Source organism: Enterococcus sp. DIV2467a, from assembly GCF_050532945.1.
Lineage (GTDB): Bacteria > Bacillota > Bacilli > Lactobacillales > Enterococcaceae > Enterococcus > Enterococcus faecalis.
In genome coordinates, this window is sequence record NZ_CP172896.1 from 1,771,485 (window position 1) to 1,786,753 (window position 15,269).

The 15,269-nt window shown below is 37.5% G+C and carries 12 protein-coding genes; 6 read left to right on the forward strand and 6 right to left on the reverse strand.

Annotation, left to right across the window (positions count from 1 at the left end):
• Window positions 1–166 precede the first annotated feature (166 nt).
• The 3 genes from IGL80_RS08300 to IGL80_RS08310 are packed head-to-tail and all read right to left on the reverse strand — an operon-like array spanning window position 167 to window position 5,201.
• Entirely contained in the window at window positions 167–1,780 is a 1,614-nt protein-coding gene (locus tag IGL80_RS08300; protein WP_002360447.1) for a glycoside hydrolase family 13 protein, read from the reverse strand.
• A gap of 1 nt (window position 1,781) precedes the next feature.
• Window positions 1,782–3,407, reverse strand: coding sequence for a glycoside hydrolase family 13 protein (locus tag IGL80_RS08305; protein ID WP_002360448.1), 1,626 nt, complete (start codon window positions 3,405–3,407; stop codon window positions 1,782–1,784).
• A 27-nt stretch (window positions 3,408–3,434) separates the two neighbouring features.
• Complete coding sequence (locus IGL80_RS08310) at window positions 3,435–5,201, reverse strand: glycoside hydrolase family 13 protein (RefSeq protein WP_002360449.1); 1,767 nt, start codon at window positions 5,199–5,201, stop codon at window positions 3,435–3,437.
• Between the two features lie 258 nt (window positions 5,202–5,459).
• Here IGL80_RS08310 and IGL80_RS08315 point away from each other — a divergent pair, with 258 nt between their 5' ends.
• The 3 genes from IGL80_RS08315 (at window position 5,460) to IGL80_RS08325 (ending at window position 9,006) form a co-directional block, all read left to right on the forward strand.
• Complete coding sequence (locus tag IGL80_RS08315) at window positions 5,460–6,710, forward strand: extracellular solute-binding protein (protein WP_002395113.1); 1,251 nt, start codon at window positions 5,460–5,462, stop codon at window positions 6,708–6,710.
• A gap of 85 nt (window positions 6,711–6,795) precedes the next feature.
• Complete coding sequence (locus IGL80_RS08320) at window positions 6,796–8,139, forward strand: carbohydrate ABC transporter permease (RefSeq protein WP_002357775.1); 1,344 nt, start codon at window positions 6,796–6,798, stop codon at window positions 8,137–8,139.
• A gap of 3 nt (window positions 8,140–8,142) precedes the next feature.
• Window positions 8,143–9,006, forward strand: a complete 864-nt coding sequence (locus tag IGL80_RS08325; protein WP_002360454.1) for a sugar ABC transporter permease — start codon at window positions 8,143–8,145, stop codon at window positions 9,004–9,006.
• A 37-nt stretch (window positions 9,007–9,043) separates the two neighbouring features.
• Here the strand turns inward: IGL80_RS08325 and IGL80_RS08330 are convergent, their stop codons facing one another.
• A complete protein-coding gene (locus IGL80_RS08330) occupies window positions 9,044–9,553 on the reverse strand; it encodes a MarR family winged helix-turn-helix transcriptional regulator (protein WP_002365578.1) in 510 nt (169 codons plus the stop codon).
• Window positions 9,554–9,677: 124 nt separating this feature from the next.
• Between IGL80_RS08330 and IGL80_RS08335 the strand changes: the two genes are divergently transcribed.
• The 3 genes from IGL80_RS08335 to IGL80_RS08345 all read left to right on the forward strand — a co-directional run bounded on the left by IGL80_RS08335 (window position 9,678) and on the right by IGL80_RS08345 (window position 13,294).
• Window positions 9,678–12,017: an ATP-binding cassette domain-containing protein gene (locus IGL80_RS08335; RefSeq protein ID WP_002360456.1), complete on the forward strand. Its 2,340-nt coding sequence runs from the start codon at window positions 9,678–9,680 to the stop codon at window positions 12,015–12,017.
• 118 nt (window positions 12,018–12,135) lie between these two features.
• Window positions 12,136–12,636, forward strand: a complete 501-nt coding sequence (gene camE, locus IGL80_RS08340; protein ID WP_002358931.1) for a plasmid sex pheromone cAM373 precursor — start codon at window positions 12,136–12,138, stop codon at window positions 12,634–12,636.
• A 196-nt stretch (window positions 12,637–12,832) separates the two neighbouring features.
• On the forward strand, window positions 12,833–13,294 hold the full coding sequence (locus tag IGL80_RS08345; protein WP_002358932.1) for a hypothetical protein: 462 nt from the start codon (window positions 12,833–12,835) through the stop codon (window positions 13,292–13,294).
• Window positions 13,295–13,335: 41 nt separating this feature from the next.
• Here IGL80_RS08345 and trxB read toward each other — a convergent pair whose 3' ends face one another.
• Both trxB and IGL80_RS08355 read right to left on the reverse strand, forming a co-directional pair.
• On the reverse strand, window positions 13,336–14,250 hold the full coding sequence (gene trxB, locus IGL80_RS08350) for a thioredoxin-disulfide reductase (RefSeq protein ID WP_002404505.1): 915 nt from the start codon (window positions 14,248–14,250) through the stop codon (window positions 13,336–13,338).
• Between the two features lie 168 nt (window positions 14,251–14,418).
• Entirely contained in the window at window positions 14,419–14,850 is a 432-nt protein-coding gene (locus IGL80_RS08355) for a cupin domain-containing protein (protein ID WP_002360458.1), read from the reverse strand.
• Between the last annotated feature and the right edge of the window lie 419 nt (window positions 14,851–15,269).

Below are 15,269 nucleotides of genomic sequence, written 5' to 3' on the forward strand. Positions count from 1 at the left end.
TCCCCCTACTTTCATAAAAATTAAATAACTTACTCAAAGTAAGTATAACGCATTTCTGTAAAAATTCAATTATTTACGAAGTCTCTCGGTTGTTGAAGTTCCTAAAAACGAGTGCAAGAGCCCCACTTAAAAGTAAGCCTCTTGCACTCGTTATAGAACAAATCAGTTATTGGAATACGCCTGCCTGATAAGGTGCTAACTGCATCCGTTTCTTCACCGTAAAATCTTGATTCCCTAATAATTGTTGCCACTTTCTGCCTAGTAATTTATTCGGCAAGTCAAATTGGCACTTTTCTCCACTTAAATTGACAATCACTAACGCTGTTGCCTCAGTTGTTTTTCTTAAAAAAGCAAAAACAGACGGATGATTGGGCGCTAATAGTTCAAACTGTCCATCTGTAAAGACTGGATTTTCTTTCCGCAGCGCAATTAACTTTTTATAATAATTCAACACGGATTGTGCATCCGTTTCTTGGTCAGCCACATTTATTTCTTTGAAATTGGGATGAATTGCTAACCACGGATGCCCCGAGGTGAATGAACTTGCCTCTTGACTCGTCCACTGCATAGGCGTACGCGAATGGTCCCGCGTCCAATGCGCCACTTCTTTCAATGCTTGTTTCGCATCGTAGCCACTTTCTATAAGCAAACGATAATGGTTATGAGAATCTTTAGCATCTAACTCGTCAATCTGTTGAAACGGATAATTAACCATGCCGATTTCCTGTCCTTGATAAATAAACGGCGTTCCTCGCAAGAGCAAGGCGATTGTTCCAATCGCCTTAGCAGAATGAGAGGTTTCATTGCCTAAAATTGAATTGATTCTGGGATTATCATGATTTTCTACATATAATGCATTCCAGCCTTCTGTCCCTAAATGCTTTTGCCAGCGAGCCATTACTTTTTTATAGCCTAAAATATTTAACCGTTCTTCTCCTGGGTTTCCTTCTCGAACATTGTGCTCTAATTCAAAAATCATATTCAGATAGCCCGCATCATTGGTCCATTCCACCGCTTTTTTACTTGAAACGCCGCTAGCTTCCCCCACTGTCATGATGTCATACTCAGCAAAAATAGCTTTCAAATCCAGCATATAGTCTTCAATGCCTTTTACATTCATAAAGGGAGCCCACGGATTCGTGGTAATTTTAAAATCCCAAGGTTCTTTTTGGATATGACTAATCGCATCCAATCGGAAACCATCAATTCCCAAATCTAACCACCAGCGAATCATCGCATAAATCTCTTCACGAACTTTAGGATTTTTCCAGTTCAAATCAGGTTGCTCTTTTGCAAACACATGAAAATATGCTTGCTTTGTACCTTCGTCATACGTCCAAGTCGAGCCACCAAAAAAGCTTTGCCATTCATTCGGCATACGATCTGGTGTCGCATCGGCCCATAAATAATACTCACGATACGGATTATCTAAACTTTTTTTCGCTTCAACAAACCACGGATGTTGATCACTGGTATGATTGACCACTAAATCAAGAATAATCTTCAAACCTAATTGATGCGCTTGGTCCAAAAGTTCTTGAAAATCTTCCATCGTACCAAATTCTGGCTGAATCCCTTGATAATCCGCAATATCATAACCATTGTCAACGTTTGGCGAAGTGTAAATCGGATTTAACCATAAAAAATCGACCCCTAGTTCTTTTAAATACGGTAATTTCTCAATAATTCCCTGCAAATCACCAATGCCATCCCCATTGCTATCTTTAAAACTCCGAGGATAAATTTGATAACCGACAGCATTTTTCCACCATTGGTCCATCTTATTGACTCACTTTCACAACAAATGCTTGCCAAGGCGCTAACGAATAGTCTGCTAAAGCAGTGACATCTGTCGGCATATTTTCAATCATTACTTGTTCTACAGAAACGTCTGCAGAAAATGGCTGAACTTTGTCAGAAAAGTTTGTTACAACAAGCCAGCGTTCCTCACCATAGGTACGATAAAAACTGATCACTTCGTCCACTGTTTCTAGCAATTCAAAGTTGCCCCAAACAATTAAAGGATGTTCTTTTCTCAAACGAATCATTTCTTGGTACGTATAGAATAGTGAATTTTTATCTGCCAAAGCAGCAGCGACGTTAATCGTTTGATAATTGGGATTAACATCAATCCAAGGTGTACCAGTCGTAAAGCCCGCATTTTTTTCAGCGGTCCACTGCATAGGCCGGCGTGCATTATCACGACCTTTAGTATTAATTTTCAGCAAAATTTCTTCTTTAGAATATCCTTTTTCTAGATACTCATGGTACATGTTAATCGTTTCGATGTCTCGCGCTTCACGAATATCTGTAATCGGCGTATTGGTCATACCAATTTCTTCCCCTTGATAAATATAAGGTGTGCCTTTCATCATGTGCAGTAAAATAGCGAATAACTTACTACTTTCCAACCAATATTCCTGATCATTTCCCCAACGTGAAATCATTCTCGGTAAATCATGGTTATTCCAAAACAAAGAATTCCAGCCATCATTTCCTAATTCTGTTTGCCATTTTGCAAAAACCTGTTTCAACTTGGCAACTTCCATTGGCTGAAGGTCCCATTTTTCTTTACCTGGTTGTTGATCCAAGCTCATATGTTCAAACTGAAAAATCATAGATAATTCATGACGCTCTGGACTAGAGTACATTTTTGCAATCTCAGGTGTGGCCCCCCATGTTTCACCTACAGTTAACAGCTCTTTGCCGCCAAATGTCGCGGCGTTCATTTCTTGTAAATAACGATGTAAATGAGGCCCATTCGCGGTGATCTCTTCTCCTGGAATTTTACCCACTAAGTCAATTACATCTAAACGGAAACCGCCAATTCCTTTATCAATCCAAAAATTCATCATCTCGTAAACCGACTGACGCATTTGTTGGTTTTCCCAATTTAAATCTGGTTGTTTTTTACTAAACAAATGCAAATAGTATTGCCCACTCGCTTCATCAAACGTCCACGCCGAACCCGAAAAGGCAGATTTCAATCGGTTAGGCACACCGCCATCTGAAGCAGGATCAGCCCATACATAATAGTCTCGGTAGGGGTTCTCCTTGCTTTTTTTCGCTTCAATAAACCAACGATGTTCATCTGACGTATGGTTAACCACTAAGTCCATAATAATTTCAATCTTTCGCTTTTTCGCTTCCTCAATTAGACGATCCATATCCGCCATCGTCCCAAACTCTGTCATAATCGCTTCATAATCAGAAATGTCATAACCATTGTCATCATTGGGTGATTGATAAACTGGTGATAACCAAATAGCCCCAATGCCTAACGTTTCCAAATAATCCAATTTTTCAATAATTCCTGGTAAATCTCCAATGCCATCTCCATTGCTATCCTTAAAACTGCGAGGATAAATCTGATAAACCACGACTTCTTGCCACCAATGTTTTTCCATCCTTCTTCACATTCCTTTGCTTAATTATTATGCTTGATATAAAAGAAAACCTTTTGGTAAAACCATTATCTGTTCTGAAGCAATTTCGATAGAAGAACTTAGCAAAACTTCTCGATCAGTTCTATCGACAAATTGTGTCTCTTGGCCAGTATTAAAAATCCCATAGATCGTCTGTTCCTCCAAACGACAAGCGAGTCTAATCAACCCCGTTTCAAAAGAAGTTCCTGTCCAATCGATTGTTCCACCAGAAAAAACAGCCGCATACTTTTTGCGAAGGGCAATCAATGATTTTACAAATTCCTTCAAATCCAAATCTTGCTGATTTTCCTCCCAAACCATACAACGACGACAATCAGGATCCATATCACCTGTCATACCAATTTCATCACCATAGTAAAGACAAGGGACGCCTGGTTGAATATACGTAAACGCTAATACTTGGCGCATCAGCTCTTTATCCTCTTTCGTTTCATGCAATAAGCGTGGTGTATCGTGGGAATCTAAAACATTAAACTGCATTTGATTCGTTTGTTGTCGATAAAGCATTAACTGGTTGTTCATTTCAGAAAGCATCTTTTCCAAGGACAGTTCTTGCTTGACAAAGTATCCCATAATCGCATCTGTGTATGCATAATTCATCACTGCATGAAATTCGTCTCCTTGGAGCCAGCTTTGCGACGAGTGCCAAATTTCTCCTAAAATATAAAAATCTTTTTTTGCGTCATCACATGTTTGCCGGAATTTTTTCCAGAACGCATGATCCACTTCGTTTGCCACATCTAAACGCCAGGCATCAATATCATATTCCTCAATCCAATAACGAGCAATTTCTAAAAGATAGGCTTGCACCTCTGGATTTGCTGTATTTAATTTAGGCATATGCGGAGTGAATGCAAAAGTATCATAAGTAATGTTGCTTGCTTCTTCAAAATCAGCACTTTCTTCATAGCTAGCTGGAAACTCATTTACGTGGAACCAATCGGCATAAATTGAGTCCTGGCCATTTTTTAACACATCTTGCCATTGAGGCGAAGTGTCCCCCATATGATTAAAAACGGCGTCCAACATAATCTTAATGCCCCGTCGATGACACTCTTCGACTAAGCGCTTAAAGGTAGCGCCATCACCAAAAGCTGGGTCAATTTTTAAATAATCAATCGTATCATATTTGTGATTAGAAAACGCTTCAAAAATTGGGCAAAAATATAAGCCGTTAACACCTAAATCTTCAATGTAATCAAGATGATCTAGCACCCCTTGCAAATCCCCACCAAAAAAATCTTGTCGATCTGGTCTTTTAGATCCCCACGGCAACGTCCCTTCAGGATCATTGGCGGGATCACCATTTGCAAAACGCTCTGGAAATATTTGATACCAAACCGTTTCTTTTACCCATTCAGGTGCTTTAAAACGATCGATTTCATGAAAATACGGCATCCGAAAATAATTATTCGCCATCGCTAAATACTTTTCTTCTAAAGGATAAATGCCGTGTTCGCCATAAAACGCCCTCAAACCATCCGTCCCTACTAAAGTAAAAGCATATGAAAGGCGTTTAAATTTTGCACTTAATGCAATAAACCAGTAATCATATAACTCCGTAGATACTAACTTCTCCATGGTTAACGACTGTTGGTACCACTTTTCTTTTCCTAAAAGATAAGGATCTCCTTGCACTAATTGGACAGAGGCAATGTCGCCTTTTGCCGTACGCAAACGAATATGCATTGTTTCTTCTGTATAAAGATAAGCAAATTCACTTTCTGGACGATGGTAGATTGCAGCAGTGTTCATTTAATTCTCTCCTTTAATTGTCGCTTTTCGTGTATTTTCTAATACTCGAACACATTTTAGCGCAAACGATTGCATTTGTATACCCTTTTTTATTTTTTTATTTAAAATGCTTAATTAGTGGTATACACCACTTTAAACAAACAGTATGTTATTTATAACAAAAAACTTTTTTAACTTTCTCGATGAAAAACACTTGATTATTTCCGCAATCGGTTGCATAATAAGACTTGTAAAAAATAATTTTTGGAGGGTTCAAAAATGAAAGCGAATTGGAAAAAGATTTTAATGGGCGGTATACTTTTAAGTGCTTCTGCGGTTTTACTTACTGCCTGTGGTGGCGCAGAAAAAACGAAAGCTGAAAATGAAAGCGGTTCAGCAAATAAAGCAGCTGGTGACGTAAAATTATGGGTTGATACTGAATATATGGGCGTCTTTAAAAAAGTTGTCGCCGATTTTGAAAAAGAAAACCCCGATATTAAAGTTAACTTAACTGCTGGAAATTCGGCAGATGCTAAAAAAGACATTGCAAAAGATCCTAAAGCTGCCGCAGATGTTTTCATGATGCCGCATGATCAAATTGGTCAAATGGCAGAAGCTGGTCTGATTTACCCTAACACAAAATATGAAAAAGAAGTCAAAGAAAACAATATCGATTCGGCAGTAGCAGGAGTCACTTGGAAAGACAAAGTCTATGCCTACCCTTATGCCGTAGAGTCACAAGTTCTTTATTATAACAAAGATACGTATTCTCCAGAGGAAATCAAAACTTGGAAGTCTTTAACTGAAAAAGGCAAAATCGGTACCAATTTTGGCGAAGATGGCGCAAATTATATCTTCGGTCCTCTATTTATGAGTAACGGCGATTACTTATATGGTGAAAATGGCGAAGATCCAAAAGGTACCAACTTTAACAACCAACAAGGTATAGAAGTATTACAATGGATTGCCGATCAAAAAAATAATCCTGGTGTGATCCAATCAAATACAGAAGCATTGTCTAATCTAGGTTCTGGCAAAACGGATGCCTTCCTTTCTGGTCCTTGGTCTAAAAACGATGTAGAAAAAGCTCTTGGCGACAAAATGGGGGCTGCTGCCTATCCAACCATTGATTTTGGCAATGGAGAAAAACAAATGAAAGCTTTCTTGGGCGTTCGTAGTTTTGCTGTCAACCAACAAACACAAGCACCATTGGCCGCAATGACATTAGCAAACTATTTAACAAGTGAAAAATCACAAATGACTTACTTCAAAGAAATCGGTTTTGTCCCTTCAAACAAAAAATTACAAACAAACGAAGAAATTACACAAGATACTGTTGCAAAAGCTATCTTAGAAATGGCGCAACCAACCCACTCTGTGGTAATGCCAAAAATCCCAGAAATCGTTTCATTCTGGCCTGCGATGGATGCAGTGATCAATGATACGTACAAAGGCAATATCAAACCTGCGGATTATCAAGCAAAATTAGATAAATTAGTCCAAGACACATCAAAAGAAGCAAAAGAATAAAAAGAGTAAAGAAATGGGACGAGCTTCAATCTGCTGTCCCATTTCCTCTATCTTTTTTATTTAAGTAGAAAGTGAGTGAACGAAGATGTTCAAGAAAAAGAAAGCCCAGACGTCATTTCGAGAGGTCTTTAAAAAAGGCGACTTCGCTACAAAACTATCTTTTTTAGTTATGGGTGCTGCAAACTTCGCCAACAAGCAGTGGTTAAAGGGAATCATCTTTTTAACAGCTGAAATTGGCTTTATCTATTGGTTAATCCGTAATGGTTTCCATGCATTAATGATGCTAGGAACACTAGGGACCCAACAGCAAGGATTAGTATATGATGATTCTTTAGGGATTGAAGTTCTAAAAGAAGGCGATAATTCAATGCTCTTATTATTATTCGGAATTGCAGCAATTTTAGTCTGTTTATCGCTAATCATTTTATATGTAATCAATTTAAAAAGCGCCCGTCACCTATATGAATTAAAGACAGCCGGCAAAAAAATTCCAACAACTATGGATGATTTACGTAGCTTGTTAAACGAACGTTTCCATGCAACTTTAATGACGATCCCCTTACTAGGCGTTCTTTTCTTTACCATCTTGCCGTTGTTATATATGATTTCAATTGCCTTTACCAACTACGACCATAACCATTTGCCACCGAAAAACCTTTTTACTTGGGTTGGATTGGCAAATCTAGGTAATGTAATCACAGGCGATATGGCTTCAACGTTCTTTCCAGTACTTGGCTGGACCTTGATTTGGGCTGTTTTCGCAACCGCAACTTGTTTCTTTTTTGGAATCATTTTAGCCTTGCTTATCAATACAAAAGGCTTAAAATATAAAGCGTTTTGGCGGACTATTTTTGTCATCACGATGGCCGTACCTCCGTTTGTTTCACTTTTAATTATGCGAAACCTCTTAAATGGTTCTGGACCTATCAATGCTCTGTTGTTAAATTGGGGCTTAATCGATTCTTCTATCCCCTTCTTAACAGATCCGAATTGGGCAAAATTAACCATTATTGTTGTCAATATGTGGATTGGTATTCCTGCTACGATGTTAATCTCTACAGGGATTATCCAAAATCTTCCTGAAGATCAAATCGAAGCTGCTAGAATTGACGGTGCCAATAAATGGCAAATTTTTAAAAGTATTACATTTCCACAAATTCTATTTGTGATGACCCCGGCGCTGATTCAACAGTTTATTGGCAACATCAATAACTTTAATGTCATTTATCTATTAACAGGCGGTGGGCCAGCCAATTCTAACTTCTACGGTGCAGGCTCAACTGACCTTTTAGTTACCTGGCTATACAAATTGACTGTCGATACAATGGATTACAATTTAGCCTCTGTGATTGGTATTTTAATCTTCATTCTCTCCGCAGTCTTCAGTTTAATTGCCTATACACGGACGAATTCATTTAAGGAGGCGTAACTTATGGCTAAAGCAAAAAGTTACCAGAAAAAACAACGCACTGCACTTACCAGCGTTTACATCATTCTAACCATTTTAGCAGTTTTTTGGATGTTCCCCATTGTGTGGATTATCTTAACAAGTTTTCGTGGCGAAGGCGGTGCATTTGTTCCCTATATCATTCCCAAAACATTCACTTTAGAAAATTATAAAGTATTATTAACAAATCAGACTGGCAACTTCCCCTTTGTCCGTTGGTTTTTGAACACCTTGTTCGTCTCCATCGCAAGCTGTCTGTTATCCACTTTTATTACGATTGCAATGGCTTATGCGCTGTCACGGTTGCGTTTCCGCTTAAGAAAACCATTTTTAAAAGTGGCGCTCGTTTTAAATATGTTCCCTGGTTTTATGAGCATGATTGCCGTTTACTATATTTTAAAAGCCTTAAATTTAACTGAAAGTTTATTCGCTTTAATTCTGGTTTACTCTGCAGGCTCGGCGCTAGGTTTTTACATCGCCAAAGGGTTCTTCGATACCATTCCGATGGCTTTAGACGAATCGGCTATGATTGACGGTGCCAACAAGTGGCAAATTTTCACAAAAATTACGTTGCCATTGTCGAAACCAATTATTGTCTATACTTCTTTAACCGCCTTCATGGGCCCTTGGATGGATTTTATTTTCGCAAAAGTTATTATGGGTGATAAAGTTGAAAATTACACCGTTGCGATTGGTCTCTTTTCGATGATGACCAAATCAACAGCCAATTCACTATTCATGGCTTTTACAGCAGGATGTGTGCTAATTGCCATTCCAATTACTATTTTATTTATATTAATGCAACGTTTCTATGTAGAAGGCGTGACTTCTGGCTCTGTCAAAGGCTAGAAAAAACATCGTTTGGTTTATAGCCAAACGATGTTTTTTATTTTTTGGCGTTGTTTTCCTTACACGTTTTTCTTCGTAGCGCTTGATAATTGGACAAAATTTTCATGACCGCCAAAAAGTGTTGATTGACCTCTTGATAATCCTCTAAGGAAAGAACACTAAGCGTTTCAGATAGTTGCTGTTTTACTTGATTTTCTTTTTGCTTAAAGAGCTTCTCGCCTTCTTTTGTCGTATAAACATTAACCACGCGGCGATTTTCTTGATTATGGCGACGTTGAACAATCGCTCGTTCTTCTAACCCCGCAATAGAGCGACTCACTTGAACTTTCGACGTTCCTACTTGATTGGCTAACTCTGTCATACTGATTCCTTCATTCGTTGCCACAATTAATAAAATTAACATGTCTAACTTGGTTAATTTTAGATCCTCCAAGTCTAGGTCTTTAAAAAGCAATTGGCTCATATATGAAAAAATTTCAGTAAAGACACTAATATCTAAATTTGATGAATGCTTCTCTTTATCCATATGTTCTCCCTCGTTTCCCACCTAGTGTATACTAAATTCACTTGATTATCAAATGGTAATGATTGATTTTTGTTAACTATTATGTTACGTTATACACTAACTTAAGGTTGTGTTGTTGATAAATTGGAAGAAGGATGCGAAAAATATGCTAGAACTCAAAGAGATAAAAAAATATTATACTGTCGGCGGAACGACCACTAAAGCTTTAGATGGCGTCTCTGTCGCTTTTCGAAAACAAGAATTTGTAGCCATTCTGGGTCCCAGCGGATCTGGTAAAACGACGATGTTGAATGTGATTGGCGGATTGGACAATTACGATTCTGGTGACTTAATCATTAACGGCAAATCAACAAAAAATTTTAAAGAAGCCGACTGGGATGCTTATCGGAATAACTCAATTGGTTTTATTTTTCAAAGTTACAACTTAATTAGTCATCAAGGGATTTTGGATAATGTCGAGCTTGGTATGACACTGAGTGGTATTTCAAAAGCAGAAAGACGCCAAAAAGCCGAAGATGCACTCATCCGTGTCGGTTTGAAGGACCATATCCATAAAAAACCTTCCCAATTATCTGGCGGTCAAATGCAACGGGTTGCCATTGCTCGCGCTTTAGCTAATGATCCCGATATTTTACTTTGTGATGAACCAACTGGTGCATTGGATTCAGAAACCAGTCTGCAAATTATGGCACTTATCCAAGAACTTTCGAAAGAAAAATTAGTTATTATGGTGACCCACAATCCTGAATTAGCTCACGAATACGCTGATCGAATTATTGAATTTTCAGATGGCCAAATTCGTCATGACTCGCGTCCTCATATTGAACATGAAAAAAAAGAACCTTTCGAATTGAAACGCACCAAAATGAAATTCACGACTGCGCTGCGTTTATCTTTTAATAATATCCGCACTAAAAAAGGGCGAACTTTTTTAACCGCCTTTGCTTCAAGTATCGGAATTATCAGTATTGCGATTGTCCTTTCTCTTTCAACAGGATTCCAGAAACAAATTGATAAAACTCAGTCGGAAACGTTAGCGCAATTTCCGATTACCATTTCTAAAATAGCGACAGATCAAGATCCAGAAAGTTTCAATAATCAGGACAAAAAAGGTACCTTCCCGAAAGAAAAAGAAGTGACTGCTAAAATTAGCGATGCGGACCGTGCGCAACACACGAATTTAATTGATCAAAAGTTTATTGACTATGTCAATCACATTGATCCTGAATTAAGTAATAATATCGGCTATACTCGTCTAGTCAATATGAACTTATTAAGAGAAATCAACGGGAAAGCACAAGCTGTCAAATTTTCAAACGATGCACCCGACGGCCAATCAAACGCGATGGCTTCTATGATGGCTGCCCAAACTGGCGTCGGCGTTTCTGCTTTTCCTAAACAACTAGAAAATGGAAAAAACAATTTCTTAAAAGACAATTACTCGTTGCTTGAAGGAAATTATCCAGAAAAAGAAACCGATGTCGTTTTAATCGTCGATAGTAACAATACCACCAATATTAATGCTTTAAAAAATCTTGGCTTTGACGTGAAAGATAATCAAAAGATTGCCTTTTCAGACATTGTTGGCACAAAAATGAAATTAGCCAATAATAATGCATTTTACACCAAATTACCGACAGGCAACTTCATTCCTAACCAAGATTTGCAAGCTGTTTACGATAACCCAGAAAATACTGAATTAACAATTTCAGGGATTTTGCGAATTAAAGATTCTTCAACAATGAATCTATTAGCACCTGGAATTGCTTATAGCGATGCACTTTCAACTAATATGATTGCCAAAAACAAAACCTCTGATATTGTTAAAGCGCAAGAAGCCAGCAACACTAACGTTATGACTAACGAAACATTAGATGCTTCCGCGAAAGAAAACCTATTGTCTTATTTAGGAGCGAATGAAATTCCTTCAAGTATTATGATTTATCCAAACGATTTCAAATCAAAAGATAAAATTCTTGATTATTTAGATGCTTATAACAAAGGAAAAGATAAAAAAGACCAAATCATCTATTCTGATTTAGCTGGAACAATGACCCGCTTAACAGGTGGTTTAATGGATGCAATCACCTATGTGCTGATTGCATTTGCTGGGATTTCCCTTGTTACAAGTATGATTATGATTGGGATTATCACCTATACTTCTGTCATTGAGCGGACCAAAGAAATCGGTATTCTGAAAGCGTTAGGAGCTCGTAAAAAAGATATTACCCGGGTGTTCGATGCCGAAACTGCTATTTTAGGCGTTGCCTCTGGTATTCTTGGTGTTGTGATTGCCTTTCTCGCAACATTTCCGATCAATGCAGTGCTCTATAACCTGACTGATTTAGAAAATGTTGCCACCTTAAATCCAATTCACGGGATTATTTTGATTGTAATTAGCACAATCTTAACCATGATTGGTGGCCATATTCCTGCCCGAATGGCAGCGAAAAAAGATGCGGCAGTTGCTTTACGTGCAGAATAAATAACAAAAAATAATCCTTTAATTTCTCTTAAAGGATTATTTTTTGTTTGTAATTTTTATAAAACCACCGTATACTAAATGATTGTGAATGCTTAATAAAAAGAAACGAGGTAATTTCATGTTAAAAAAACCATTTTTACTATTTTTTTCACTTTTAGGAGCTATTTTTATTTTAGCTAGTTGTGGCATAGGAAAAGATGCTGTCACAGATACTAAGTACAAAGTTAGTTTGCAGCAAGCTGCTGAAATCTATGAAAAAGAAGCTGGCAACAGCAAACCATTAGTAAATGTCCAATTTGATACAGAACCAGCAAGTGACTACAGCTATATCTTTACTAACGATACAGAAACACTTTACGTGAATCCTGAAACAGGAAAAGTCACCAAAAATACTGAAGCAAATCAACTTGGCGAAAACGAGACAGCCTTTTCAGCTGCTGAAGTCAAAGAATTAGGCGCTGTTAACGACGTTTTAGCCAAAGCAAAAAAAGAAGTTGGAGGACTTTCTCCACGTATTTTGACTTGGAAGTTAACCAAAAATAACAATAAACTTGTTTATACAGTAGATGTTAAAACAACTACGGCAGATGAAAAAGTTACCTTAGATGCCAATAAATAAGCACAAGCGTATAACTTATCACGAAATAACCAAATCTTAAAATACTCTTTGGGACAGAAACTACGCATTAGGAAACCTTAACATTTTCCGAAGCCGATCGTTCTGTCCCAATTTCATTCTTTTAAGTAATAATAATTGTTCGTTACCCATGCTACCGTTATACTTAGTTTAAAAGAAAAGATGGGAGTATCAATTCATGGTTTATACAGTTGATTTTAAAGAAGTAGCCACTATTGGTTTAGAAAGTTCACCAGTGGCACCTGCCCTTGCTGGACTAAGAGCGAATGAAGCTCGCTATTTTTGGAATAAATACAAACATCGCTTTACGACCGTCCCTGCCTCTGAAGCTCCAGAAGCATTGGCCTGGATTGAAAAAATTTTATTAGAACGAGAATTACATTTCCCTTACAAGCCACTTGAAATTTCTTCTTTCACTTTAGATGGCATAAAAATGGCCTATGTATTTTATGAAAACGGCTTAGCAGTTAACGTGATGTACACATTAGCCGAGGAAGGCAAACGTGCCGTTGGGTTTAAACTTTCAGATGGTATGGCAATCCCTGCAGAATTTGAAGGAAAATTCAAATTTGCTCGTCAAAAATCAAAATTAGCTGGAACCATTCGCGGCTCTTATTTTGTCATTAAAGGAACCTATTAAAAAATGCTTTTGCCCTTATTATTAAAGGCAAAAGCATTTTTTTATTTTAATTCTTCAATATAGTTAAATACTTGTTGTCCAGCAATACCGCCTTCACCGACCGCTGTCGTGATTTGACGCAATGTTTTTTCACGGACATCACCAATGGCATAAACACCAGGAATTTTTGTTCTCATTTCTTGGTCTGTTTCAATCCAACCAGCCTCATTCGTAATACCAGCTTTTTTAAATGGTTCTGTTAATGGATCTAGCCCCACGTAAATGAACACGCCGTTTGCTTCAATTTCAGAAACTTCATCTGTTTTGACATTCCGTGCTTTCACACCTGTCACAACCATTTCATTGCCAACAATTTCTTCGACAACTGTATCCCAAACAAAGGAAATCTTTTCATTTGCAAAGGCACGATCTTGAATGATTTTTTGCGCACGCAATTCATCACGACGGTGAACAATCACTACTTCAGAAGCAAATTGTGTTAAATAGATTGCTTCTTCAACTGCAGAATCGCCGCCACCAACAACTACTAAGCGTTTATTTTTAAAGAAGGCACCGTCACAAACAGCACAATAAGAAACACCACGGCCAGCAAATTCTTCTTCGCCTTTTACACCCAATTTTCGGTGTTCACAGCCTGTTGCAATAATTACCGCTATAGCTTCATAAGATTTGTCATCACAAATCACTTCTTTATAGGATCCGTGGTCTTCGATGCCCATCACAATGCCATACGCATTTTCCGTACTAAATTTTTCTACATTTTCATACATTTTATAGGCCAATTCTGGACCCATAATAGAATCAAAGCCTGGGTAATTCTCTACCTCAGCAGTGTTGTTCATTTGCCCACCAGGCGCACCGCGTTCAATCATCAATACAGAAAGATTGGACCGTGATGCATAAAGTGCTGCCGTCATCCCAGCAGGACCGGCACCAATGATAATTACATCATACATTTTATTTCCCCCAAAATTTTAAGTAAGTTTACTTTACTCCTTAAACAATTTCTTGTCTACTTTTCTGCCCTTTTTTGACATTCGGAGTAGGTGTGTCTATTACGTAAGTTATTGTACCACGGTTTTGTGTTTTCTAGGAGGGGGAAAAGAAAAGTTTAAAAATAACGATCACAACGAATCATTGATTTTTAGAAGCCGTTGTACTGCCGCATCAGAGAATTCTTCTTTATCATTTTTTATGCATTCTTGTTGATTTTGCCCTTGTGGAACAAAACGAAATACTGTAAATGATGCAGATAACGTATCAGGATTACTAATCCGATGAAGACTATTATGCATCCGAATAAGTTCTCCTTCTGCACAAATTCTTGAAACAATTTGCTGATTTTCTAGCTCTTCTATTTTCACTTTTCCCGACTGCACAAGTAAAACTTCCTCGATTTTGTGATGCTTATGCCAACCTTGCACAGTTTTTCCTGGCAAGCTATTTATATGTATTTCAAACTCTGGAAATAGAAAATAATTTACTTCTGTTCCATCTGGCTTTTTACGAAAGATGGCCTCGTCTCTTGTTAAAATTTCTATGTATTTCTGTAACATGGCAGGCTCCTTTTAATTTTTTTTATAGCCGAAAGCTATTCTTTCAAACTAAGTTTGAAGCTACTTTCTGAAAATTCGAGTTCCTTTAAATATACTTTTATTACCATTTGAAAATCACTTTTTTTAAAACAATTGACTGTTCAGTATCAATCTTCACTAATCCATCTGTTCACCAGAAAAAATATAGTATTTCCGATTATTCACGAACTTATTATTCAACTTCAAAGGAAAATCAGTCAACACACAGCCCACATATCTAACATCAGAAACACTTCTACTTTTCTCAAATACTGCTATGGTATACATTAACCTTACTAGTAACATTATAGCATCAAGTTTTAATCATATGTAGATTTTAAAAAAATTGATAGCACCCTAACAGATGTTTTCGTTGCTCATTTAATTTACATGATTATTTT